At 42.7% G+C, this 25308-nt stretch carries 19 protein-coding genes; 17 read left to right on the forward strand and 2 right to left on the reverse strand.

Annotation, left to right across the window (positions count from 1 at the left end; all coding sequences use genetic code 11):
• Positions 1-41: 41 nt before the first annotated feature.
• Entirely contained in the window at positions 42-1223 is a 1182-nt protein-coding gene (locus MHB43_RS16600) for an MFS transporter (protein WP_339176706.1), read from the reverse strand.
• 127 nt (positions 1224-1350) lie between these two features.
• Between MHB43_RS16600 and MHB43_RS16605 the strand changes: the two genes are divergently transcribed.
• The 4 genes from MHB43_RS16605 to MHB43_RS16620 all read left to right on the forward strand — a co-directional run bounded on the left by MHB43_RS16605 (position 1351) and on the right by MHB43_RS16620 (position 5353).
• Entirely contained in the window at positions 1351-1944 is a 594-nt protein-coding gene (locus MHB43_RS16605) for a TetR/AcrR family transcriptional regulator (RefSeq protein WP_339176707.1), read from the forward strand.
• Between the two features lie 40 nt (positions 1945-1984).
• Complete coding sequence (locus MHB43_RS16610; RefSeq protein ID WP_339176708.1) at positions 1985-2617, forward strand: nitroreductase family protein; 633 nt, start codon at positions 1985-1987, stop codon at positions 2615-2617.
• A 168-nt stretch (positions 2618-2785) separates the two neighbouring features.
• Positions 2786-4012: a multidrug effflux MFS transporter gene (locus MHB43_RS16615; protein ID WP_339176709.1), complete on the forward strand. Its 1227-nt coding sequence runs from the start codon at positions 2786-2788 to the stop codon at positions 4010-4012.
• Between the two features lie 714 nt (positions 4013-4726).
• A complete protein-coding gene (locus MHB43_RS16620; RefSeq protein ID WP_145325495.1) occupies positions 4727-5353 on the forward strand; it encodes a spore coat protein in 627 nt (208 codons plus the stop codon).
• A gap of 87 nt (positions 5354-5440) precedes the next feature.
• Here MHB43_RS16620 and MHB43_RS16625 read toward each other — a convergent pair whose 3' ends face one another.
• On the reverse strand, positions 5441-5620 hold the full coding sequence (locus MHB43_RS16625) for an H-type small acid-soluble spore protein (RefSeq protein WP_145325494.1): 180 nt from the start codon (positions 5618-5620) through the stop codon (positions 5441-5443).
• 216 nt (positions 5621-5836) lie between these two features.
• On the opposite strand from MHB43_RS16625, the gene MHB43_RS16630 reads away from it, so the two are divergent.
• From MHB43_RS16630 to MHB43_RS16690, 13 genes are all read left to right on the forward strand, one after another.
• Positions 5837-6520 carry a response regulator transcription factor gene (locus MHB43_RS16630; protein WP_339176710.1) on the forward strand — a complete coding sequence of 228 codons (684 nt, stop codon included), beginning with the start codon at positions 5837-5839 and terminating at the stop codon, positions 6518-6520.
• Between the two features lie 13 nt (positions 6521-6533).
• Positions 6534-7580 carry a sensor histidine kinase gene (locus MHB43_RS16635; RefSeq protein WP_339176711.1) on the forward strand — a complete coding sequence of 349 codons (1047 nt, stop codon included), beginning with the start codon at positions 6534-6536 and terminating at the stop codon, positions 7578-7580.
• A gap of 141 nt (positions 7581-7721) precedes the next feature.
• Positions 7722-8507 (forward strand): ABC transporter ATP-binding protein, encoded by a 786-nt coding sequence (locus tag MHB43_RS16640; protein ID WP_221821246.1) that lies wholly within the window; start codon positions 7722-7724, stop codon positions 8505-8507.
• Entirely contained in the window at positions 8494-10440 is a 1947-nt protein-coding gene (locus MHB43_RS16645; RefSeq protein WP_339176712.1) for an FtsX-like permease family protein, read from the forward strand. Before MHB43_RS16640 ends, MHB43_RS16645 begins: the two co-directional genes overlap by 14 nt.
• 23 nt (positions 10441-10463) lie before the next feature.
• The gene (locus MHB43_RS16650) at positions 10464-10805 is read left to right on the forward strand and encodes a YxeA family protein (RefSeq protein WP_221821249.1); all 342 of its coding nucleotides are present in this window, start codon (positions 10464-10466) and stop codon (positions 10803-10805) included.
• 265 nt (positions 10806-11070) lie between these two features.
• Complete coding sequence (locus MHB43_RS16655) at positions 11071-13371, forward strand: stalk domain-containing protein (protein ID WP_339176713.1); 2301 nt, start codon at positions 11071-11073, stop codon at positions 13369-13371.
• Between the two features lie 116 nt (positions 13372-13487).
• Positions 13488-15773 carry a DEAD/DEAH box helicase gene (locus tag MHB43_RS16660; RefSeq protein ID WP_339176714.1) on the forward strand — a complete coding sequence of 762 codons (2286 nt, stop codon included), beginning with the start codon at positions 13488-13490 and terminating at the stop codon, positions 15771-15773.
• 275 nt (positions 15774-16048) lie between these two features.
• A complete protein-coding gene (locus tag MHB43_RS16665; protein WP_036671347.1) occupies positions 16049-16996 on the forward strand; it encodes a sugar ABC transporter permease in 948 nt (315 codons plus the stop codon).
• A 13-nt stretch (positions 16997-17009) separates the two neighbouring features.
• Positions 17010-17879, forward strand: a complete 870-nt coding sequence (locus tag MHB43_RS16670) for a carbohydrate ABC transporter permease (RefSeq protein WP_036615551.1) — start codon at positions 17010-17012, stop codon at positions 17877-17879.
• A gap of 65 nt (positions 17880-17944) precedes the next feature.
• Complete coding sequence (locus MHB43_RS16675; protein ID WP_339176715.1) at positions 17945-19531, forward strand: extracellular solute-binding protein; 1587 nt, start codon at positions 17945-17947, stop codon at positions 19529-19531.
• A gap of 92 nt (positions 19532-19623) precedes the next feature.
• Complete coding sequence (locus MHB43_RS16680; protein WP_405117559.1) at positions 19624-21363, forward strand: histidine kinase; 1740 nt, start codon at positions 19624-19626, stop codon at positions 21361-21363.
• Positions 21363-22973, forward strand: coding sequence for a response regulator (locus tag MHB43_RS16685; RefSeq protein WP_339176717.1), 1611 nt, complete (start codon positions 21363-21365; stop codon positions 22971-22973). Before MHB43_RS16680 ends, MHB43_RS16685 begins: the two co-directional genes overlap by 1 nt.
• Positions 22974-23083: 110 nt before the next feature.
• Positions 23084-25300 carry an FAD-dependent oxidoreductase gene (locus MHB43_RS16690; protein ID WP_405117560.1) on the forward strand — a complete coding sequence of 739 codons (2217 nt, stop codon included), beginning with the start codon at positions 23084-23086 and terminating at the stop codon, positions 25298-25300.
• Positions 25301-25308: the final 8 nt, after the last annotated feature.

Below are 25308 nucleotides of genomic sequence, written 5' to 3' on the forward strand. Positions count from 1 at the left end.
TATACGAAATATATGATGTCTGTGATCCATGATCAGTGAGTCTAGTTTGACACCTCGGGCTTTTTAATTGGTAGTAAACGACTTGTTGCAAATACGACTATTACTACCATAAGAACTGTTATCCCGTTTAAAAGTTGGATATTGCCTATAGGAAACAAAAAACTTCCAATTAGTGGAGCTGCAGCCATACCAAGATAACGAACAAAGTTATAGACACCCATTGCCGTAGCGCGCTCTTCAACAAACTCTGAGGACAAGAGGGTTGGCATCACTGGTGTTGCAAGTCCCAACACGAATCCAGTAAGCATCAGAGAGATAAGCAAACCAATTAGAGAGTGATCTGCAGCAAAAATAAAAATCACAAGACTCAAAATGGTCATTATACCGGTCCAAAAGAGTGTGCGTACTGAGCCTATTCGGGTTTGTAAACTTCCACTCATTTTACTTCCAACAAGATTGAATATCATGAGAGCAAGAGAGAATAATCCAATGCTTGCAGCGCCTAAAGCATACTTAGTTTGTAATATTGTAGGTAGAAATACAATAAATGTGTAAAAGACATCATACATGATGAAACCGCTCAAAAGAACTACAACGCCGGTTTTGTTGCTCAGAATTTTCCCGAATGCTTTTAAACCTAGTCTTGTTCCCGCTGGTTTTATGTTGACTGGTTTTGTCTCAGGTAACATAAATATGGCTGCTATCAAGATTAGAAGAGCACTGACTGCTGCAAAACCAAATGTACCCGTGTAACCGAATTTACTACCGATAATACCACCGATGAGCGGACCAATAGCTGGTGAAATTCCAAGAATCATCTGATATGTAGCCATACTTTCTGCACGCTCTTTACCCTCAAAAACATCTCCGATCATTGTAGCAGCTACTAACGGAACAGATGATGCGCCTATTCCTTGAATGACTCGAAAAATGAGTAACATTTCTATAGAACCTGAAAACATGCATCCTATAGTAGCAATTACATAAATAATTATACCCGGGACTAGGATTTTCTTACGTCCATTACGATCAACAATGGGGCCAAGTATGATCTGCATGGTTGCCATGGCCACAGTGAATAAAGTAACCGTTAGATTAACTAAATGTAATGACGTATTTAGATCTTGTTGCAGATCAGGTAGCAAAGGAATGTACAGGCTTTGAGCAAGAGATACAATAGCGGCAGAAATTCCCAAGATAAAGAGTAATCGTCGTTTGTTCATAAAAAACCTCCAAATTATATTGACTGACTGTCAGTCATTATTGTATATTGAGCTTATAACATTGACTGACAGTTAGTCAAGTTGTACATTTAAACTAATATAAAGGAGTGACAAAGGAGATCTGACAATGGCACGAGTAAGCAAGAACCCCCAGGAACGAAAAAATGAAATACTGACTGTGGCTATGGAATTATTCAACTCCAAGGGCTACGAAAATACATCCGTCAGTGAAATTGTAAGAAAAGTTGGTGTTTCACAAGGAACTTTCTACAATTATTTTCAATCTAAAGAAGATGTACTTCATGCTGCTTGTGAACGAACATTAGCATCTCGTTTGGAAGCCATAAATCAGTTAGTTGAAAATCGCGATCTCAACGCGAGAGAAAAACTTATTCGTATTTTTATGGATGCAACCCCTAACGAAGAGGATCAAGATGTATTTGAATATCTTCATAAGGAAAGTAACAGTACCTTGCATCAAAAATGGATTGTGATCGAAATTAATGCATTGATTCCCTACATCAAAAAAATCGTTCAGCAGGGGGCAGAAGAGGGAGAATTTCTTGCTCAACAACCGGAGCTCAAAGCGGAGTTTCTTTTGGTAGGTGTTGCATTTTGGCTTGATCGTGGTGTATTTACCTGGAATGAACAAGATTATCTGGAGAGAAAAAATGCTTTGAACGGGATCATTGATCAGCTACTTGCTGTTAATAAGCAATGATTTGCATCGTTCAACGACTATAGGAAGAAGGAATACGAGAATGAATTTAATAAAAAAAGATTTTAGTGAGGTTTTACATGGCCGTCGTACGATAAAAAAATACGATCCGAATTATAAAATTAGTCGGGAAGAAATCACTGAAATGCTCGAAGATGCTGCTTTGGCTCCGTCAGCATTCAATTTACAGCCTTGGCGATTTGTCGTTATTGACAGTAACAAAGGTAAGGAAGACCTACTCGAAATTGCGCCTTTCAACTTTTCACAAATTAATACTTCGTCAGCAGTTATCGCCGTCTTTGGTGATCTGAATTTTGTTGACAGTGCAGAAGAAATTTACAAGGAAACCGCTGATCTTGGCTATATAACGCAGGAGATTAAAGATAAGATGCTTGCTATGGTTGTACCCATGTATAATCAATTTTCAATGGATAAGAAAAGAGAGTCTGTGTTGCTGGATGGCGGACTTGTCTCTATGCAATTTATGCTTACGGCACATGCTCATGGTTATGCGACAAATCCAATGTCAGGCTTTAACAAAGAGAAGATTGCAGCAGTATTGGGATTAGATCCAGAGCGTTATGTTCCAATACTACTCATTTCAATCGGCAAGGCAGCTTCAGATGCACGCCCGCCTGTTCGTCTTCCGATCAGCCAAATTACAGAGTGGAAATAACGGGATTACTACTTGGAAAAAATGTCTCGACTATAGTACCAATGAAAGTCGCTATCTTAGCGGCTTTTTTTAATTTTAATGGTCTCAAGACTTGACCTACAGTTAACTCTATGTCTTATACTCGATTAGGCTTGCAAATTATATAAGGAATTGGAGATTTTATTTATTATGGCGAAGAGCACGAATTGGAATGTTTTTGGACTGGCAATACTACTAGGTTTATTTTCTACATTAGGTCCATTTACGATTGATATGTATTTACCGGCTTTTCCGGAGATTGCACAAAATATGAATACAACGGCATCACTTGTACAATTTAGCCTTACTGCTTGTTTATTAGGACTGGGTGTAGGACAACTCGTTATGGGTCCTTTGAGTGACGCATACGGTAGACGTAGACCATTGTTGATCTGTATGGCAGCCTATATTATATGTTCCTTGGCCTGTGCTTTTGCTCCGAATATCGGACTATTGATTTTGTTTCGTTTCACGCAAGGATTTGCGGCTTCGGCTGGCATTGTCATTTCCCGTGCGATAGCTAGAGATCTATACAGTGGACATGAACTCACTAAATTTTTCTCTTTGCTGTTGCTTGTAGGGAATTTGGGACCTCTGGCAGCACCCATCGCGGGAAGTGGGGTTCTTTCCTTCACAACATGGATTGGCGTGTTTATTTGCCTTTCATTCTTGGGGATTTTCTTATTAATCATGACAAAGTGGAGCTTAAAAGAAACACACCCCGTCGAAAGACGTATGGTTCCTGACTTCAAACAGCAATTGGGTAATTACAGAATGCTTCTGCGTGACCGCAAGTTTGTTGGTTACATGCTGGCACAGGGAATCATGACGGCAGGGGTTTTTGCTTATGTGGCGGGAACACCATTTATTTACCAAAATATATATGGAGTCACACCCACAGTATTTGCTATACTGTTTGCTTCGAACGGCATCAGCTTGATCATCGGATCTCAAATCGTGGGTCGATTGGCCAAACGTATCCCTGAGCAGACGCTTCTATTATCCGGGCTGTGGCTTGCTATAATAGCAAGTGTTGCTGCTTTGGTCGTAACCCTTGCTCATGGTCCGCTTTTTGCTTTGGTTATTCCGTTGTTCTTCTTTGTTTGCTCGATCGGCATTACGTCTACAGCGGCATTCCCGCTGGCCATGGAGAGTCAAGCTAAGATGGCCGGAAGTGCAGCAGCACTGCTCGGCGTTGTTCCTTTTCTTCTGGGTGCACTGGTTGCTCCTCTGGTCGGCATCGCAGGTGAGGACACTGCCGTCCCGTTAGGACTCACTTTATTAATGACCAGTATCATTGCCATTGTTACTTATTTTCTGCTTGTTAAAAAAATCTCACATCAACCAAAACATGCCCAGACTGATCCTAACTTTTAGATTAGAAGTAGCAAAAGGTCGATTCCAGACTGGAATCGGCTTTTTTGGCATTATGAAGTATATTAAATTCAATGAGCCGATCTGCTTTGCAGATAGATTTCCAGGTCTGGGCTCGATCCTCAATTGGCTGGTTATGAGCGGGTAAGAGCTAGTTAGCGTAGCATTTTTTTCGACCTTAAAATCGCTATTGGCTGCTTCCATGCGTGAAGGCACTGAATACGAGGCCAACGCCCTGTATTGCGTTCCGAACTTTATTGATAGATGTACTATTACAAGAACTATAGGATGTCATACATGCTTCTTGTTAGAGATGTGTTTTTGTAGGGACACAGGGTTTGACACGAGCTATTTAAATTTAAAACAACTAATGGCTTCCATATAGAGTGTGTGGAGGTCCTGGTTCTTTACGTCATTCAATACTAATTTAAAATGTGTTAACTGATTGCTCTGAAAGGCTGTCAATTCGTGAAGTTCCATCGTTTCTTGCCAAGCGAGATGATGGTTTTGTCGATTTGGTTCGTAAGTATACACATGAATCCCTCCTAAAGTTATGTGTTAGCCTATGCATGCGCCTATAAAAGGTACTGTGAACGAGACGTAAAAAAATAAAAATTAATCTGAATATATTGGGTCCATGAAATTCATAATAACCACAGACTGCGGATAGAAAGAGCCACCATTTGCAGGAAACAATTAATAGGAGGAAATACAAAAATGCAACTGCAAAACCATCAAAACATTGAAACAGGTACTGTTCCACCTCAACTGAACCATGGCGGGCATGAAATGTTTGATGTCCATGAAGTATTGGCAGGAGCGATCAATACCATGAATACGTATACCATGATGAGTGAACATGTAAAAGATCCGGAGCTTCGGGATATTTTACAACGTCAGAAGCAATTTATGACGGATGAATATAACATTACATTGGAATGTTTTAAAACCGGTCAGGATCCTTCCAAACCGACTCAAAGTTATAAAATGAATCAGGGTAACGATTTTACTTATGGCATGAAACCAAGCCAACCGAAAAAGCCAATGCAAACTGCAGGTGAGATATGCGACCAAAGCATCTCTCTTAGTATGTTAAATGCAGTAAAATCAGGGGCTGTAATGAAAACAACAGCAGCATTGGAAACAACGAATCCTGTTGTACGCCGTGTGCTTGCGGATTCCTTACCAAACTGTATTGAAATGGCATATGAGATCTCGATTTATCAAAATAAGAATGGCTTCTACCAAGTACCACAGCTTGCCCAGCAAGATATGCAGCAAATGCAAAATGGATATGCTCCTGCACCGCTTCAGCCGCAAATCCCTGGTAACCTTCCCCACTAAAAATGAAGCGCCGTATCTCATTTCGAGATACGGCGTTTTATTTGTTACCATTTTGAAACAGGTCTGCAATGAAAGCCGTCATCTATACTAAGGATGTTCAGTCAAACTGGACAAAGGAACTGTCATTTCCTGCTCTGAGTCTCCGACCGGATAGATTCGGGCCGTTTCATCCTCATTGACATGCTGGATAAAGATAGGGGTATCCTGATAAGTTACCTTTTTCATAATGGTCGATTCAGATATTTCGATCGCTCTTTGTTTGTTCATAACGTTCTCCTTATCCCGAATGGTCATTTGTTGATCAACAAGACGGTGAGGTTTTTAAAACTCTGCATCACTACAATGCACCAAACCGTGCAAGTTTATGCAAGTTTGTAGAGAAGGATTAGTGTAGTAAGCATTCCCCGACAGTACATGTTATTATTCTTGTTGAAAAGAATATAGCATGTACATCATTCAAAGATTACGAGGAGGTTTACTTCTATGGAATTTAATATATTTGTCGTTGAAGATGATAATGCATTATTTGAAGCGTTGAAAAAAGGATTGGAAGCGTGGGCCTTACAAGTTACAAGACCTGATGATTTTCATGAAGTCATGCGGTCATTTCAGGATCAACAACCACACCTTATTATCATGGACATTACACTCCCTAAATATGATGGTTTTCATTGGTGCAGAGAAATCCGTTCAGTATCCGAGGTACCTATCATTTTTCTATCTTCCCGTGATCACCCCTTGGATATGGTCATGGCACTTAATATGGGTGCGGATGACTTTGTTCAAAAACCCTTTCATACGAATGTGCTATATGCCAAAATCCAGGCGCTTCTTCGCAGAACTTATGCTTATGGGGATGGCCAGACAGATATTCTCGAATGGAATGGTGCCTTAGTTGATCTGAAGCGAGGTGTTATCCGAAAATCAGACGAGGAAGCAGACCTGACCAAAAATGAATTCTTCTTGTTGATTGCGCTCGTGAAAGCTAATAATGTCATTATCTCCCGTCATGACTTGATCCGTAAGCTATGGGAGGACGAGCAGTTCGTAAACGATAATACCCTTACAGCTAATATCACCCGGCTAAGGCAGAAATTAGAACCACTTGGACTCTCGGATGCGATTGTCACAAAGAAAGGGATGGGTTATATGGCCGTCACTTTATAGGGGGTATAGCCGCATGTTAATCCGTTACATCAGAACAAGAAAAAGCTGGATCCTGCTTTTTGTTAGCTTGCTAGGTCTGACCGATGTACTTATCCTTATTGAGCAGGGAATCCATGTAGAATTGACATCTCTCCTATATTTAAATGGTCTGTATATAATTATATTTCTTGTATTTTTTCTATGGCGTTACAAGAAAGAAACCAAATATGCAGCAGCGCTCCTCGAGCTGCAAGAAGTCATGGCCTCGGATTGGATGGAGAGTCTTCCGGAACCTGAGCATGAACTCGATAGTATAACGAACGATGTATTACGAGAGGCCTTTTATCAGTTCAACCGCAAGTTATCTCATGATAAGGAAGTCCAACTGATCGAGAACGACTTCACTGCCTCCTGGATTCATGAGGTTAAAACGCCTCTTACTGCTATGAAACTGATTCTGGACGCACGACCGAGTGATCCGGATCTAAGTAGAATTGAATCAGAATGGCTGAGGATCCATCTTCTCATAGACCGTCAGTTGTATATGACACGTCTTCCTGCCTTGGAATCAGACTTTGTGCTTGAACGAGTTTCGTTACATCGTCTTGCGGCAGAAGAAATCCGGGAATTGGCTCCATGGTGTATGGAAAAAAATTTGGCAGTCAGCATCGAAGGAAATGATGTCATGGTCGTTACGGATCGCAAATGGTGCCGCTTCATCCTTCGGCAGTTATTAACCAATGCCATTAAATACAGTCCATCCGGCAAGGCGATTACATTCATGACAGTGATGTCTGAAAAAGAGAACATTATCCTAGATTTAATTGACGAAGGTCCGGGGATACAACCGCATGACCTACCACGTATCTTTGACAAAGGATTCACAGGCGAGAATGGAAGAATTCACAATGCCGCTACCGGACTTGGGCTCTATCTTGCCCAAACTGTAGCAAGGAAAATGGGCATTGCACTTCATGTCCTAGCGGATCAGAGGCAAGGGACGACGATGCGGATCACCTTTACGGATCCCAATGCATTCGAAATGGTTAGAAGAACTCAAGAGGAAAATATCCCACTATAAACAGCCAAGATTATTCTTGACTGTTTTTTTTGTGAACATGACAAATTTGTCATCTACCTAATCAACTCGTCACCCAGAACGTACGACAAGTAGGGGAGATCAACGTACACTTAAGCTACAATCATTTTTGGGAGGTTCAACATGGATGAATGGAATGAACAAGAAACGGTTTTACACGCTCGAAACGTCCACAAATCATATGGTTCAAAAGGTGGTGCCCAACAGGTATTAAAGGGAATAGATTTACGTGTTCTCCGTAAAGAATTTGTAGGAATTATGGGTCCGTCCGGTTCGGGGAAGACAACATTGCTTAACGTACTTGCCACGATTGACCGGACAACAGATGGCACAATCTTAATCGAAGATGAAGATATCTCTACCATGAACAATACGGCTCTTTCTGCATTTCGTCGAAACAAGCTTGGATTCATCTTCCAGGACTATAATCTTCTTGACACATTGACGGTAAAGGAAAATATCCTCTTACCTATATCACTTAGCAAAAAAAGCAAACAGCAGGCAGAAAACGAGTTCACAGCGATTGCCGACGTGTTAGGGATTCAGGAACTTTCGCAAAAATACCCATTCGAAATATCAGGGGGTCAAAAACAACGCACTGCTGCTGGGCGGGCCCTCATACATCAGCCTTCCATCATCTTTGCAGATGAGCCTACTGGTGCACTCGATTCCAAATCCGCTTCATCACTGTTATCAGTAATGGAGGAGGTGAACCGGAAAAGAAAGGTCACGATTATCATGGTTACGCATGATCCAGTCGCATCCAGTTACTGTAATCGTGTGGTGTTCCTAAAAGACGGAAAGATATATTCCGAACTGTACAAGGGAGAGAAATCCAGACAGTCGTTCTTCAAAGAAATCATCGATGTGCAGGCTGTTTTAGGGGGCGACCACATTGACAGTATTTGAATTAGCACTTCGCAGCATGCGGCAAAATGTGAAACATTACTACTTGTATTTCTTCGCGCTGATTTTCAGTATGAGTCTGTTCTTTGTCTTCGCTTCCTTGTTACACGATCAGCAAGTTCAGTCCATGTTGGAATCAAGCGACAAATTTCTAATCGCTTTTCAGTCTGCAGCAATTCTGCTCATTGGGATTATTGTAATCTTTACTATATCATCTAACCAAATTTTTCTACGCCGGCGCAGCCGTGAGATCGGATTATATCAGCTCATCGGTCTATCCAAGGGCTGGGTAGCCCGCTATTTAATCATTGAGAATGTACTACTCGGTTTAGGTGCACTCATCGCTGGAATTATCTGTGGAGCATTGGTATCACGTTTGTTTGTCCTCATTCTAATGAAATTGCTCCGTTTGGATGGGATGCCTGCCATTGACTTTTCGTTACTCGCAGCCTTTGATACGGTAAAAGTCTTTGTTCTCGTCGTTGTTATTACTTCCTTACAAATGATATTCATGATATATCGCAGTACACTGTTACATCTATTTCAAGCAGATCAGCAGCCTGACTTATCCAGCCAGCCTCCAACTATCCTTGCATCTATTCTTACGGCTATTTATGCCGTGCTTGGTATTGTACTTCTTGGCTACGGCTATGAATTATCGGGTCGGATGGTAGATGAACAATTAATCTTAAATGCATTCCTGGTGCTTTTATCTACGATTACAGGAACATATATATTGTTTCGTGTGACGATCAAATGGTGGTTCTCATGGATTCGCAAACGAAAAAATGGTCATCTTGGCTTGTATAATAGTTTGTCACTTGCTCCGCTGATGCACCGGATGAAAGGTAATGCCAACTCGCTCACCTTGATTACAGTGTTGTCTGCTTTAACCATAACTCTGGTTACCATGGCGTATTCTGTGTATTACTCCACCGAGAATACGGTCCGCATGGAGATTCCATATGATTTTTCATTTGAGAATAGGCAGTCGGATGCACAATCGTTCGTAACCGAGCTTGAGCGGGAAGGAATTAACTTCAGCTACCTGTCCATCGAGGCCGTCCGGACTAAGGGTGTTATTCTTAATCCACTTGATGAATCCAGCCATATCGAGGAGAGAAACTTGTTGTGGCTTCCAGCTGAACAGCTTCAAAGGGCAGATAAAAAGCTATCGGTGCCTTCACACGGTGAAGCTGTAGAATACAGTGTATCTGCACAGACTGCATTTGACGACAGTGATTTCTCAAAGCGTTACCCGACGAAAATTGAACTGATATCAGAGGGACAGACAGTTAGTTATCCGTTGAAAGAACTAGTTGTCGAGAATCTTGTGAATTCCGATATATCTGGAAATCAGATTTTGGTGTCTGAAAAAACGTTAAGAGAAATTGAGGATAGCATGTCCAGCACTGCCGATTACGAGAGAGTACACATAGATACCTATCGTATTCCAGACAAAAGTGAGCTTGCTTTAGCTTCCTCCCTTTACCAGAAATATAATCTTGACGAATATTTTACGACCGATTTCTATTCACGATATAGACAGACACTTGAGATTTCCGGATTATTAATTTTTATCGCTGCCTTTCTCGGACTCGCCTTTCTCGCCTCTACCGGCAGCATCCTGTATTTCAAACAAATGACTGAGGCCGAGCAGGAGAAACAGAGCTTCAAGACACTGCGCCAGCTCGGATTTGAAGAGAAGATGATTATGAAGGGCATTGTGCGAAAGCAGATGGTTGTGTTTCTTCTCCCTCTATTGATTGGTGTACTGCATTCAATCTTCGCAGTAAAAGCGGCTTCAATCATCATTATTTCGGACATTACTGCTCCAACAATTATTTCGATAGGAGCGTATGCATCCATCTATTTTCTATTCGCTCTCTTCACACTGGGTTACTATCGGAAAATTGTTAAACATGCGATGTTGTAAGACTATTTTCAGGAGGTGCATGTATGAAGAAAAAATTTATTTTTATATTAATTGTAGTAGTAGTTTGCTCAGGTCTATATGTAACATTCAAACGTGAGTTTGATCAATTCAACCCATTGTATAAGGAGCAATATGTTTATGCTTTAATTAATAAACCAGCCGAGAAGGAAGGTAAAAATGAATGGATCCGGTACAGATATAATCTGACCGGTTACACAGCACAAGGGGAGGAAACAAAGGTCACTTTCTCGTCAAGTAAAGAATTGGAACAGGACACATATGTGAAAGTACTTGCCAAGGGAGCCTATACGAAACAATGGACATTAATACAAAAGGAAGAGATGCCAAGTAATTTCTTTCATTGAAAATGGGATTGAATTGGGGGAGTACGACCAGCATCATCTCATAGAAGAAGAGTTACCATTTGGGTTTTGTTAGAATATTTGTATTCGAAGTCGCCTCTTTGGCGACTTTTTACTGTACGTAACTTTTGTTTATATCATTCGAAATTGCTGCACCATCCATAATTTACAATTCAATTAGAAACTTTTTCCTAAATCTAGCGTCTAATACTATGACTTTTTGAGGGGTTATACATTACTAGAGAGTAGAAGGAGCCAAAGACAACACATGAATATGAAGAAGAAATTATCCATTTTTACCGCTTTAGCCGTTTTTCAAGCATTTGCAGTTGGTTCTGTGAGTGCGCAATCAGCACCGCAAGGTGACACCGCGTCAGTAAACACAGCCAATGTAGAATCAGTTGAGGTGTTAAAACAAGAGCAGCCGATTGCAGAGCGTGAAGTGAAGACGGAGAGCAATAACAAATCTATCACTACTCCGCCCACTGAAACCAAGGACACTCAAACCTCAACCGGCACTGAGGCAACACCTAAAACAGACAGCGAGAAACCTGCATTGGATGGGGGAGAGTCGACTACAAACGAAACGGGTGCAAAACCTGTAGTTCAAGAGGAAACCCCTGAGAAGGTTGAAACGCCAGCTACGCCTGCTCAGATAGAGCAACCATCCGTTGATGGGACGTCTCCTGCAGCAGCAGGTGGAAATCTGACGTTGTACATGAATAGCAACAAAATGGAGCAGGATGGAAAAACGTATCTTGCTGGACAGCCAATGGCTGTAAAAAACGGTGTATCCTATGTTGCAATCCGTGCGCTGGTTGACCGTGTGGGATATGGCGTCAAATATGATAACAAAACCAAGGAAACCATCATTATTAGTGGTGAAGATGAACTCCGATTCAAAACTAACAGCAAGGACTATACGGTAAATGGAGAGACCAGAACGATGAAAGGCCCTGCTTATCAGCAAAAAAGTACATTCATGGTGCCGTTAACTTCCATTACTCAAGCTCTGAACATCACCTATAAAGTGAATCAGTCGGCTAAAACGGTTGTGTTGAATCTTAATACAAAACCTGTTGCAAGCTTTACCATTTCCCAAAAGGAAATTTTTGCGGGTGATCAAGTAGACTACGTGACTTCTTCCAGTTCACCTAATGGAATGGATATCGTTGACGAACGCTGGACTGGTCGCCAGGATTCATTTGATCAAGCAGGTACATATACGATTTCATATCAAGTACAGGATTCCAATGGTCAATGGAGCGATCCCTATTCAACTACGATTGAAGTTTTGGCTCCTAATCTTCCTCCTGTAGCCATGTTCGCCACGGATAAAGAAGAGTATAAAATGGGCGAAAAAATAACATACACAGACCAAAGTACAGATGATGAAAATAATATTGTTAAAGCGGCGTGGGAGAACAATTCACTTGCGTTCTTTGAACCGGGTCCAAAAACGGTGACTCTTACGGTAACTGACAATCACGGTGCTACGAACACGTACTCCAAAGTCATCACCATAACCAATGAGACCTTATATTCATTTACCGATTTTAATTTACTCTTCACGCCGGTAGGACAGAAATTCACCTTTAATGGCGGCGAAGTGACTACGATGGAGAAAGTGCCTTATACGTACATGGATGAGCCAAGTTTGCTGATCCGCAGTAACAGTCCGGAAACTGTGAATACGGAAGGCATTGTATATAAAGAATCATCTTCGGGGCAGACCCGTTTCATGATTCACCACGTGAACAATACAGGCAAAAGAGTAAAAATGTATGTGATTGCAACCAATAACAATCCGAATCCAGCCGTATTTGAACAACAGAATATGGGCTTTGCCGGACCTACACCGTATGCTACCGTAGCTGGGAAATTGTCTATTGATAAATGGTTCAAGTCGATTCAGACTGGAGCGGATCAAAAGAAAGAGTACCTTCAACCTGGAGAAAGCAAACTGATTTTGACAGAACTTAATAAAACGCCGATGAAAGAAGGACAAGTCATCTCCCTCTATTCGGACGCTTATAGTGATTATTCCTTAGATTATAACGTTATCCTGGTGGAAGAAAATAAAGATCCGTTCGAGGCTCTGCCATTGCTACCTGTGCTTGATCGTGACGGAGTGCACAACCGGGGTACGTACCCGAATGCGACTCGCATTATAAAGTACGATGAGCACGTGGGAATCAAACCTGCCCGTCTGCCACTTGGTGACAATTCAAGCGATCCCAATCTGGTAGGAACAGATCCGATGGCATACACAGACGCATCCAATGCGGGTAATTTCGGCGTATTGTACAAAATCACGCTGACCAATGTTGCACCGCGTACACTTATCTCCTTTAACCCTCGTGGAGGGAAGTACTCCGGAGTAGCTCTGGTGAACAATCAGTTGGTATCGATTGCCGAAGGTAACGTTGCGGTTGCCAATTCAAGTGAACAAAGCGTGCTTTACCGCACCGGTTCAACTGGAGAGAGCGTAACCATTCTATTCTCTGCCGCACCAGGAAGCAACCTGCCGGTCAATCTGCTCTTTACACCACTCCCATCGGAGAAGTAATGTAGGTTTCTCTTATAACGAATGGTTTGGTGGCACTTTAATCATCGACAAAAAAGACTCCATATGGAGTCTTTTCTTTTCACAACTTATTTCTACTAAGGAGGAATCAAATTCCGATGAATGTAGTCGTCAAGTTGATACGTGAATTCAAAGAGCGAGATAACCGGCGATTGTTGAAGGATTATCGAGACAAAGTGGAGCTTATCAGGAAACGGAACTTGGAAGTTTGGGATGATCAGCACCTGCAAGCGGAATCTCTTCGGCTGCAAGAAGAAGCAAGATCAGGCAAGCCTTTGGATGATCTGCTTGTTGATGCTTATGCTCTAGTTTGCGAGGTTGCGAAGAGAACACTCGGATTACAGCCTTACGATGTGCAAATTATGGCTGCGATTGCTTTGCACGAGAGATTTTTGATCGAGCAGCATACCGGTGAAGGAAAAACACTCTCTGCTGTTATGCCTGTTTACCTCAACGCACTGACAGGCAAAGGCGTTCACGTGCTTACTTTTAACGACTACTTGGCAAATCGAGATGCAGCGTGGATGGGCCCGATCTATCGCTTCCTCGGGTTAACGGTAAGCTCGGTTCAATCGGGCATGAGCCTGTTCGAGAAACGGGAAGCTTACGCCAAGGATATAACCTATGTTACAGCTAAAGAAGCAGGGTTCGATTATTTGCGTGACACAATAACATTAAATGAAGCCGATACCGTGCATCGTCCTTTCCATTACGTCATCGTTGACGAAGCAGATTCGCTGCTTCTTGATGAAGCACGGGTGCCGTTAGTCATTAGTGGCGATTCGAGTGCTTCCAAGAGTGATGGCGTTCTTTTCGCAGAAGTGGCCCGGCAGCTGCGGCCAGGAGAGCATTACGATTTTGACGAGTTCCAGCGGAACGTTTACTTGAATGAAGCGGGTGCTGCAAAAGCGGAGTTGCTGCTGGGATGCGGCAACTTGTACGATAGCCATAACAGTCAATGGTTAACTTCATTGAATTGTGCGCTGCATGTGGAATCGTTATTAAAAAAAGACGTCGATTACATCGTCCGGGACGGTGGAATCGAGCTAATCGAAGAACACACCAGCCGTGTGGCCGAGAACAGGTATTTGCCGGACGGGCTGCAAGCTGCGCTGATGGCAAAAGAAGGGTTGCAGTGGAAGGCCGGTGGGAGAATTCTCGGTACGATCACGATTCAGCACTTTATTAGCCTGTATTCGGGAATTTGCGGAATGACGGCTACGGCTCACGCTTCAGCAATGGAATTTGAGGATATCTATGCGTTACAAGTCGTGCAGATCCCGCCAAACCAGCCAAACATACGGATCGACCACAAGCACCGAATTTACACCCATAAAGAAGCCAAATATAAGGCGCTTGTACAAGAAATCTCTTCCGTCCATAGGATGGGACGCCCCATTCTTATTGGTACGTCAAGCGTCGAGGAATCTGATATGATGGCGGAGGCGCTTGCCGCTGCTGGTGTACCTTGCCAGGTTCTGAATGCCAAAAACGATACAAAAGAAGCCGAAATCATCGCTAAAGCGGGAGAAATAGGCGCGGTAACGGTATCTACGAATATGGCAGGGCGCGGCGTCGACATTCGTCTCGGCGGTGGTAATCCCGCTCAGGCAGAAGTGGTTGCCAAACTGGGCGGATTATACGTGATAGGTACATATGTGAATGAAAGTATGCGAATTGACGACCAGCTGCGCGGGCGTTCCGGCCGCCAAGGTGACCCTGGGTCTTCCGTATTTTATATCAGCCTGGAAGACGAGTTGATGCTTCGCTTTGGCATTCATAAACTGTTTCGCGCTCCAAATCAGGACGAGGTTCTTGATGATCCGGCGCTCCGCAGCAAAATCGAGCATATCCAGCGCGTTATTATAGGTCAAAACTTCGATATTCAGCGGGAATTGAACTGTTATTCGGATATGGTGGAGGATCAGAGGCGAATTCTATATGAAGAACGGCTCGGAATTTTGAAAGCTGAGAGACTGATGAGTCCATCGGAGCGGCGTGTACGGCTTTTTTATATCGACGAGTTCTGGGCTGACCATCTCGCATACGTTTCTTACATTCGTGAAAGCATTCATCTCGAGAGCATTACCAGTCGTAACCCAATCGACGAGTTTCATACGCAAATCACCCAAGCATTCGAGCAAATTCCGGCTAAAATAGATCATGAGTCGGCAAATATGCTTAGAAAACTTGGAGGTTCGAATGATCCCGAGAAATGGGAACAGTTCGGTCTGAAGAGTCCTATTTCGACTCGGACCTATATGATCAACGATCAGTACAGCCAAGATAAGCGCAGCTCATGGACCGGAACGACGGTATTTGCTTTTTGGGGCAGTAAGATTTTGAAGCTATTACTGAAGCCAGTATATAGGATGTCAAAATAGTGATGGGAGCGTGACGATCGATGAACAATAATTGTTGAATTCGATTGTGAACTGAGAGTTTTTGGGGAGAAGTATAAATACGGCATTTGAAAGTCGCTATTATAGCGGCTTTTTTTATTTCAGTGGCACAAGTTCTTGTCTCACCTGCCGGGATTAGCTGTTGAAACGAGCCAGGCACACTTCCTTAAAATCTTATAAGAAATTCTTGATATCTCAGAAATTTATCCGATAGGTGGGTGCTATTATACAAATACAAACAAAGACGAGGTGATGAAATGCAAGCAAAATTGGCAGCGGACGCCATTCCCATCTCCAAAAAGCGAAAGACATGGATAAGGACGATACAAAAGCACAAAGTGATGTATGCTCTCTTGTTACCAGCTTTAATTTACTTTGCGGTATTCAAATACATTCCTATGGCGGGAATCATGATTGCTTTTAAAAACTACAACCTGGCTTTGGGACTATGGGATAGCCCATGGGTGGGATTCAAAAATTTTACCGATTTTATGAACGGCGTTTATTTCTGGGACATCATGAAAAATACGATTGTTATATCGCTGTATAAGCTATTGTTCGGTTTCTCCGCGCCCATCGTACTTGCTTTACTCCTCAATGAAGTGTATAGCCAATGGTTTAAGAAAATCGTACAGACCATCACTTATTTGCCTCATTTTCTATCATGGGTCATCGTGTATGGAATTATGGTAGCCTTACTAGCCCCTGGCGATGGTCTCTTTAACATGATTTTGAAGGATTTTGGTGTTGAACCCATCTCGTTTCTAACCGAACCTGCCTGGGGCAGAATGTTGATCATCTTATCTGAAGTATGGAAGGATATTGGATGGGGGGCGATTTTGTACCTTGCCGCCTTGGCAGGAATCGATCCAAGCTTGTATGAAGCGGCTCGAATGGATGGTGCATCCAAATGGAGACAGCTCTGGCATATCACGTTACCTGGTATTCGAGGAGTCATTATTCTGATGCTGATTCTTAAATTAAGCCATATCCTGGATGCGGGTTTTGACCAAATATTCATGTTTGCCAACACCTTTAACCAGGAGAAGATCGATATTATCGACACATGGGTATACCGCGAAGGGTTGGAACGTCTTAAGATTGGCTTGGCTACGGCTGTAGGATTGTTTAAAGCTGTCATCGGATTTGCTTTAGTGTTGGCAGCGAATAAGCTCGCCAAAAAATTCGATGGGCAAATCTGGTGAGGTGGTCTTTAGAATGATCCATATGACAATCGGGGAAAAAGTCTGGCAAACCGTCGTTTATGTAGTTCTTATTATATTATCCCTACTGTGCGTGCTGCCCTTTCTATATGTGGTTGCTGTCTCCGTAACACCAGAATCGGAAGTATTAAGAAGAGGGATTGTCATTATACCAGAATCCTTTACCTTTCTGGCCTATAAAGAAGTATTCATCTCGCATGGGATCTGGCAGGCGTATAAAATTACGTTATTTCGAACGATTGTAGGCACTGCGTTAAATGTGTTTTTTACGGTAATCGCGGCCTACCCGTTATCCAAAAAATATTTGCCCGGAAGAAGTCCGTTTTTACTCTTCATTGTGTTTACCATGATGTTCAGTGGGGGATTAATTCCGACTTATTTACTAATCCGCTCTTTGGGATTGTTAAACAGTCCTTGGGTATTGATCATTCCAAATCTCATTAGTGCATTTAATCTGGTGATCATCAAAGGTTTTTTTGAGCAATTACCTGGTGAAATCGAGGAATCAGCGAGGGTAGACGGTGCAAGTGAACTTCAGACGTTATGGCGGATCATTTTACCCCTGTCCTTACCTGTCCTTTCCACCATTTCCTTATTTTACGCAGTCGGGCATTGGAACAGTTATTTTGATGCCATTGTATATATCAATGATTCCAACTACATGCCACTTCAAGTGATTTTGCGCAACATCCTGCTTAACGTTGCAACTCAAAGCGCTGATTCGCTCGCCAATTCCGGGGCTGTCAGTACGTTCGCAGTGCAGATGGCTACAGTTGTTGTAACTACAGTTCCGATATTGATCGTTTATCCATTTTTGCAAAAGCATTTTACCAAAGGTGTACTCCTGGGATCCGTTAAAGGATAAAAGGTGTTCCAACCTAACTTATTACGGGGAAACCGTGATAATATACAAGCAAAGGAGAGGTCAATATGCAGCGTAAAAAGATTTCATTTGCTATTCTGTCGGCAATCTTAGGACTTGGAACGCTATTGTCAGGGTGTGGGGGAAATGAAGAAATTACATCGACAACTTCGGGTAATTCGCAAGGCCAGTCTGGCCAGTTTGCAACCAAAATGAAAATCTCAATGTTTAACCAAGGCACTTTTAATGCTGCTGCTCCGGTACCTCCACGTGAAGAAGATATTCAACGCCAAATGTTGGAAGAAGAGATGAACATCGACTTGGATATGATGATTCCTCAGGCGGGTCAAGCAACAACCAAACTGAATACACTTATTGCAGGCGGGGATATTCCAGACCTGATCTTCTTGAAGAGCCGTGCTGATCTTGCGCAATATTACGACCAAGGTGTTCTTGCGGATTTGACACCGTATATGGACCAATTCCCTGAACTACAGAAACGGTTTGGCAACGACTCCTGGGAGGCGATGTCCTATCAAGGAAAAACGATTGGAGTTCCAGGCTATGATAATGTAAACGGTATCAGTCGAAGCTTCTTTATCCGTAACGATTGGCTGAAAAAGTTGAATATGGAGGTACCAACGACACCTGACGAGCTGTTCGAAGTTATGAAAGCCTTTACAGAGAAAGACCCGGACGGGAATGGTAAAAACGATACGTACGGATTCATCGGTGGTATGAATAAAGAAGGTAATCTGCAAACCTACGGCTTTGATAGCTTGATGTGGATGTTTGGCGTCAATCCTCCTTCAGCCGTTGAGATAAAAGATAATGAACCGGTATTTCTGTTTATCGACCCCAAAATGAAAGAGGCGCTTGCTTACATTAATAAAATGATGGCAGCCAAGGTGGTTGACCCGGACTGGGTGACGATGAATTCGCCTGATCTGTTGGACCAAAAGATGTTTAAGGGTAGAGTTGGCTTCATGATCAGAGATGCTCGTAGACTAGAGCCGGATTATCAACAGAAAATGAAAGAAATTAGTGGCGAGGTGCCGGAATGGATCGTTATCCCTCCGATGAAAGGTCCTTACGGGGATCAAATTGTAGAGAGAAAATCGTTCCAGGGCAACTCATGGGCCATATCCGCAAAAGCGGACGAGGATAAAATCATTCGGATCTTGTCCATGCTAAATTATCTTTTTACGGATGAAGAAGCCTATCCGAACTTTGCATACGGTATCAAAGGGATTCATTGGGATGTCGTAGACGGCAAGATCAAAAATAAAACCTCCGAGTTATCGAAGGAAATGAAAGAGAAGTATCTGTGGGTCGATCATTATAGAATGCCACGCCGTGGTGATGATGCGGAGTACTTCAGTTTCCAGAATCCGAAGACGGCGGAAGCTTTCAAGGACAATCAGCAATATGTGGGGCCAACGTTGCCCGGAAATTTATTGACCCCAGACCCTAGCGATACCTTGGATGCTGACCGCACACGTTTCATTAATGAAAGCTTGGTTAAATTTATGACGGGCAAAGAGCCTCTATCCAACTGGGACAATTTCCTCCAGACGCTGGATACCAAGTTTGACATGCAGAAATATAAAGAAACAGCAATCCAGCAATTTAAAGAAGCCGGCCTTATCAAGTAAAATAAACGTAGAGAGAGTGGCTATTCGTAGCCCCTCTCTTTATTAGCATATGCTATTCTTAGTTTAAAACGGAACTAAAAGGAAGATGATGGATGCGAAGAAGAATCAGCTTGCCTTTAAAATTATTTTTTATCGTATTTGCCTTTGTATTAGGCTGCATCATCTTGATAAGCCAATTGTCTTATCGCTATGTCCAAAAGGAAATAAGAACCAATGACATTTTTTACACCAATCAAATACTAGACAAGGTAGACCAGTATTTCACTGTTAATTTCTCCTCCTTCCAGACGATTCTCTTCTCAGTTGAAACATCAGTGAAAGCCAACATTAACAATACCGAAGTGATTAAAAAGCAATTAAGGGAGCTGTATGAACTCAACAGTATCTATGTCAGTAATATTTATTTGATCAAAAGCGATTTATCCATTCTGGGTGGAAGTACACCTACTCGTATATTTGATGAACCGTTATCTGAAAGAGCACCTTTATTTGATGCGGCTGATAAGAATAGAAGGACTACCTTTGTTAGTGAACCTTACAAATCGAAGTATTCCGGCTGGACCGTTACGATGGTTCGATATCTGAATGGTACTCCGTTTCCTATGGCCATTGCGGTTGATTTGGATCTAAATGCCATTGAAGAAACCTTGTTCAAGATTAATAAACAGGAACAAATGAATCTGGCTCTGATCACTGCGTCAGGTAAGATCATTGCCGGATTTTCTGAAAATAAAGGACCTCTGAATATTCAAGATCATTCTTTTTCGATCGGAGAGACGTCAGCGGAAGAAATTCTGGATACGACAGAAACAAACCTTCAACTGTTTACCAACGACGGTATTCCGGTCTCCCTTTTGAAAAAACCAACGGAGAAATTCAACTGGACCATCATCTCGATCAACGATGAATCACGCTTAAAAGCAGCGTTGTCCAGATTGGAAACCTATTACCTCGAGCTTCTCGCTGCAGGTCTTATTTTAAGTTTGTTCATTTCTTTTTTGGTTGCAAAATATATAAGAAAACCACTCTATACGCTCAAAACAAAAATGAAGCAGGTGGAACAAGGCATCCTCACAACGACTATAACAATTAATCGAAACGATGAGTTTGGCGATCTTTCACGGGCATTCGATCGTATGCTTCAGCAGATTGTTGAACTTATTCGCCGAGCCGAGCATCATAATGAACTTGAGCGGAAGTTGGAAATCCAGGTGTTACAGTCTCAAATCAATCCACATTTTCTGTATAACACGCTTGGTTCAATCAGCAATGTGATACGTCTCGGACAAATAGAGAAAGTAGATGTGGTGATCGGGTCGCTCATTTCTTTATTGGAGTACGGGGTAGACGATGCTTCTGAGAAGGTTTCCCTACGCCAGGAATTACGCAATGTAGCGGACTATATCGAGATCCAGAACATCCGGTATAACCGAAACTTCCACTTGATTGAAGATATCGAAGCAGGACTGATGGATTTTCCAGTTTTCCGAATGCTGCTGCAGCCCCTTGTGGAGAATAGTATCTTCCATGGTTACAACGGAGGGGGAATTGAGGGGCCAATTACGATTCATGCGTACAGGGAGGACAGTATCGTTATCATCGAAGTTGTTGATCAAGGCGAGGGAATTCCAGCTGATCAAATAAAGCATATTTTAATCTCAGAACCGAGTGAAGAGGAAGTAAAAAGAAAAAGAATTGGGCTGAATAATATTCATGGTCGAATAAGACTTCACTACGGAGATCAATTCGGACTGCAAATCATTAGCATACCTAAGGAAATAACCCGTATACGCGCTGTATTCCCGGCAGAATTGCCAAAAGGAGATGCATAATGGGGAGAGACTATACCTGCTTCATTGTTGACGATGAAGACCTGATCATTCAACGATTGGAATTGTTTTTTAATGAACTCTCTCATAGGGATAGACGATTTGTTCTAGTGGGCAAAGCGAATAATGGGCTGAATGGGATCGAGGAGATCTTAAAACTTAAACCGGATATTGTCATATCCGATATTGTAATGCCGCGAATGGACGGAATCTCCATGATTGAGCAGCTCAAGCCGGAGCTCCCCCATACCCAGTACATACTTCTGACCGCCTATTCATCCTTCGAATACGCTCAGCGAGCGATTCAAGCCAACGTATTGGAGTACATTGTAAAGGTTCCGCTAAGGGAAGCGGATCTGAATCGAGCGTTGGATAAGGCAGCCGGAATTTTAAATGAGTTTGAGAAAAAAGAAGCGGAATTTCACTCGTTAAACGTATCCGTGCTTGAAAATAAATACAGAGTCCGCAAGCAATTTTTTAACGAATTGATCCGAGGTGAAATTCCTTCTCATCGGGCATCGGATTTTGCCAATCGCATGCAGTTTCATTTCTTTCAATCCAACTATTGCTGCTTCATCGTTGAAATGAATACGTATGAAAGTTTCCGAAACGAATACGCGGCTGCAGATCAAAACATCTTGAAGTATGCGATAACAAATATCATCGAAGAAACAGTGATGAATGGTAGTAGTGGGGTAGCTGCGGATCTGTCGGATAATCGTTTTATTGGTTTTTTATCCTGGGAAAATAACCGCAGTGATATGGAAACGGAATATGCTTGCCTATCCTTGGGAGGGCAGATCATCTCTCATTTGCATCAATTTTTGAATAAAAGGGTATCTGTCGCTTTTGGAGGTCCGCACCGAGGCTGGGAATCGATCAAACAGGCGTACACGGAAGCAAAAAATGTGAGTGAGGATTTCTATTATCATACTGAAAAAGTCGTAAAAACACCGATGCATCGGTTCCAATACCATAATGACAAAAAAGCAGATTTTCAGCAGAAGCTGGCTGATTTTCTTATACGCCTGAAGAGGAAGATTTCCAAGGAAGAGCTGGACAATGCACTTGCCGATCTGTCGCAATTTGTTACGGACCATAAAATCCACAAGTCTATCATGGCGCCAATGATTAGAGACTTGTACAGAGACATTACCGTGAAATTTAAATCGGGGAATAAGATGGCCACGGAAGTTCCAGACTTCCCCATGGAATTTATGGCTTTTCAGGAGCAGCTCGCCTATATTGGCGATTTCACATTCGAATACGTGCATGCGGGCCAACTGTTACATCGTGCAGAAATCATGAGTGCTATGCATTATATAGAGACAAACTTGAAACAACGCTTAACGCTGGAAGCAATTGCCGAGGAAGTGAATCTAGCGCCATCGTATTTTAGCAGCTTATTCAAAAAAACAATGAACGAAGGCGTGATCAGCTACATCAATCGTAAAAAAATCAACCTCGCTCTCGAGCTGTTAAATGTGAAGGATTATTCTTTGTTGGAATTGTGCGAGGAAGTAGGTATCGTCAATGAAGGGTACTTTTGCAAACTGTTTAAAGAATATACGGGGGATACACCTAAGCAATATCGGATAAAAATGACACGGTAGAATCCAAATAAGGATGCAAAAAATGTATGATTTTTTCGCGAAATCCTGTAAAAAAAAAGGGGTCAAAACCATTACCATGATAGGAGCATCTAATCATGGAGGTTATCAAAATGGAACTTATCAAAGCAGATGTAACCGTCATAGGCGGAGGAATTGCCGGGATATGTGCTGCCATTGCTGCCGCACGCCAAGGGCTGCAGGTTTCACTTATCAATGATCGGCCGGTTCTGGGTGGAAATGCGAGCAGCGAGGTCAGAGTTCATATCAATGGGTCTGCATATCTCGGAAACAGTCCATCCTATTATGCTCGCGAGGGCGGGTTGGTGGAAGAACTCAAACTGAAGATCTTTCATTACAACCCGTTATACAACAAAAAACTTATGCTTTCACTTTCGGATACGGTCTTGCTCGACATGGTGTATGATGAGCCCAACATTTCTCTGTTTCTGAATACATGTGTGCATGAAACGGGCATGGAGAACGGCAGAATCAAATGGGTGGAGGGCCTTCAACTAGCTTCCGAAAGAAAATTTCGTTTTGAAAGCTCAACCTACATCGATTGCTCCGGGGATGGAATTGTTGGATACCAAGCAGGTGCTCACTTCCGATGGGGAAGAGAGGCGAAGCATGAATACCAGGAGGGGCTCGCTCCAGAAGTGGCAGATCATTACACGATGGGTGATACGATTCTGTTTCAAGCCCGTGACGTAAACTATTCCGTTCCTTACAAAAAGCCTGGCTTTGCGTATGATATTACGAAGCTGGAGTTTTTTGATAGTATCAGAAAAGGATTAAACCATCGGTCTTTTCCAAGGAAAATCAACGGGCTTGGCGGATTGTGGTGGCTGGAATACGGCGGACATATGGATATTATCAAGAATAATGAAGACATCGCATTGGAACTGCGGAAATTGGTGTACGGGATATGGGATTATATCAAAAATAGCGGTGAGTTTGATGATGTAGACAACCTCATCCTGGATTATGTATGCCCGATTCCGGGAAAGCGGGAGTCGAGACGGTTTATAGGGGAACACATGCTGTCTCAGAACGATCTTACAGCAAAGCCTCATTTCGAAGATGCGGTATCCGTCGGAGGCTGGTATATGGATCTGCATGCAAATAAAGGCATCTACGATGAGGGACCGGCCACAGCATGGAATTTTGTGCCGGGATTGTATAATATCCCTTTCCGCAGCTTGTTTTCACGTAATATTCCTAATCTTATGTTCGCTGGCCGCAATATAAGTGCTACCCATGTGGCTTTTGGATCTACAAGGGTGATGGCAACCTGCGGTTGTATGGGGCAGGCGGTAGGAACGGCTGCTGCGTTATGCGTAAAATACGATACAGACCCCGCGAACATAGTCAAAGCCCATATGGATGAGCTTCAGGCGCAGCTGCTTCGCGACGGGCAAACGATTGTAGGCCTTCAAGAGCCGTTGGATCCATATTTCGCTGACGGATTAACGATTCGTGCCTCGTCTCAGCGAAGCTATGAACAACTTCATCTAACCGAAGAGATCTCCTTGGAAAAAGCGTTATGTTTGGTCTTGCCGATCCAGACATCCGTAGCAGAAAGCGTGCAGATCAAAATTAAAAATAGTTCCGGGTATTCGGAAACGTTGCATGTGAAGCTGTTTGGCGGGGATCGAAAGGAAAATTATATTCCCACCAGCGAGCTGAAAGGTTACAATTTGGTGATTTCAGCGGGTCATGATGACTGGATTACACTGGACCTCAGCTGCAAGAAGCCAGCAGACGACAAAATTTACATCGTATTGGAAGGTACGGCGGGCCTTACTGTACACAGCAATGAAGAGAGAATGACTGGAGCGGTTAGCTTCCTTTATAGACCTGAAGAGCCATCCAGGCTAAAGAAGCTTAATAAGAGCATTTGCTTCAAGGAGCTGATTCCACCCCAGAATATGTATAATCCTGCGAATGTCGTCAACGGCTTCTCCAGACCTTGTGGTCTGCCGAACGGCTGGATTTCGGAACGTACAGAAGGACAGGAATGGTTGGAATTTGGTTTTGCAAGCCCCAAGAATCTGGATGAAATCCATCTTGTTTTCAATTCGCAGCTGAATTTGGAGCATTTCGACGATCCAATCGAACCACTGATCCAAGATTATGATGTGACCCTAACGTTAGAGGATGGAACCGAGAGTGAAATTAAAGTCCGCGGGAATTATCTTTCGTTGAACAAACATCAGGTGCATGCACAAGGTGTAACCCAAATCCGGTTTGATTTTTGTGCTACGTATGGTTCGCCTTATTATGAAGTGTTTGCTGTAAAACTTTTTGCTCCTAAAAACGCTAGGTGAGGGCGGGT

The sequence above is a fragment of the Paenibacillus sp. FSL H8-0317 genome (assembly GCF_045040685.1).
Lineage (GTDB): Bacteria > Bacillota > Bacilli > Paenibacillales > Paenibacillaceae > Paenibacillus.

What these genes read in the sequence shown, in the direction of transcription:
- MHB43_RS16600 (WP_339176706.1), bottom strand. Translation starts at nt 1,223, where the DNA reads ATGAACAAACGACGATTACTCTTTATCTTGGGAATTTCTGCCGCTATT.
- MHB43_RS16605 (WP_339176707.1), top strand. Translation starts at nt 1,351, where the DNA reads ATGGCACGAGTAAGCAAGAACCCCCAGGAACGAAAAAATGAAATACTG.
- MHB43_RS16610 (WP_339176708.1), top strand. Translation starts at nt 1,985, where the DNA reads ATGAATTTAATAAAAAAAGATTTTAGTGAGGTTTTACATGGCCGTCGT.
- MHB43_RS16615 (WP_339176709.1), top strand. Translation starts at nt 2,786, where the DNA reads ATGGCGAAGAGCACGAATTGGAATGTTTTTGGACTGGCAATACTACTA.
- MHB43_RS16620 (WP_145325495.1), top strand. Translation starts at nt 4,727, where the DNA reads ATGCAACTGCAAAACCATCAAAACATTGAAACAGGTACTGTTCCACCT.
- MHB43_RS16625 (WP_145325494.1), bottom strand. Translation starts at nt 5,620, where the DNA reads ATGAACAAACAAAGAGCGATCGAAATATCTGAATCGACCATTATGAAA.
- MHB43_RS16630 (WP_339176710.1), top strand. Translation starts at nt 5,837, where the DNA reads ATGGAATTTAATATATTTGTCGTTGAAGATGATAATGCATTATTTGAA.
- MHB43_RS16635 (WP_339176711.1), top strand. Translation starts at nt 6,534, where the DNA reads ATGTTAATCCGTTACATCAGAACAAGAAAAAGCTGGATCCTGCTTTTT.
- MHB43_RS16640 (WP_221821246.1), top strand. Translation starts at nt 7,722, where the DNA reads ATGGATGAATGGAATGAACAAGAAACGGTTTTACACGCTCGAAACGTC.
- MHB43_RS16650 (WP_221821249.1), top strand. Translation starts at nt 10,464, where the DNA reads ATGAAGAAAAAATTTATTTTTATATTAATTGTAGTAGTAGTTTGCTCA.
- MHB43_RS16655 (WP_339176713.1), top strand. Translation starts at nt 11,071, where the DNA reads ATGAATATGAAGAAGAAATTATCCATTTTTACCGCTTTAGCCGTTTTT.
- MHB43_RS16660 (WP_339176714.1), top strand. Translation starts at nt 13,488, where the DNA reads ATGAATGTAGTCGTCAAGTTGATACGTGAATTCAAAGAGCGAGATAAC.
- MHB43_RS16665 (WP_036671347.1), top strand. Translation starts at nt 16,049, where the DNA reads ATGCAAGCAAAATTGGCAGCGGACGCCATTCCCATCTCCAAAAAGCGA.
- MHB43_RS16670 (WP_036615551.1), top strand. Translation starts at nt 17,010, where the DNA reads ATGATCCATATGACAATCGGGGAAAAAGTCTGGCAAACCGTCGTTTAT.
- MHB43_RS16675 (WP_339176715.1), top strand. Translation starts at nt 17,945, where the DNA reads ATGCAGCGTAAAAAGATTTCATTTGCTATTCTGTCGGCAATCTTAGGA.
- MHB43_RS16680 (WP_405117559.1), top strand. Translation starts at nt 19,624, where the DNA reads ATGCGAAGAAGAATCAGCTTGCCTTTAAAATTATTTTTTATCGTATTT.
- MHB43_RS16685 (WP_339176717.1), top strand. Translation starts at nt 21,363, where the DNA reads ATGGGGAGAGACTATACCTGCTTCATTGTTGACGATGAAGACCTGATC.
- MHB43_RS16690 (WP_405117560.1), top strand. Translation starts at nt 23,084, where the DNA reads ATGGAACTTATCAAAGCAGATGTAACCGTCATAGGCGGAGGAATTGCC.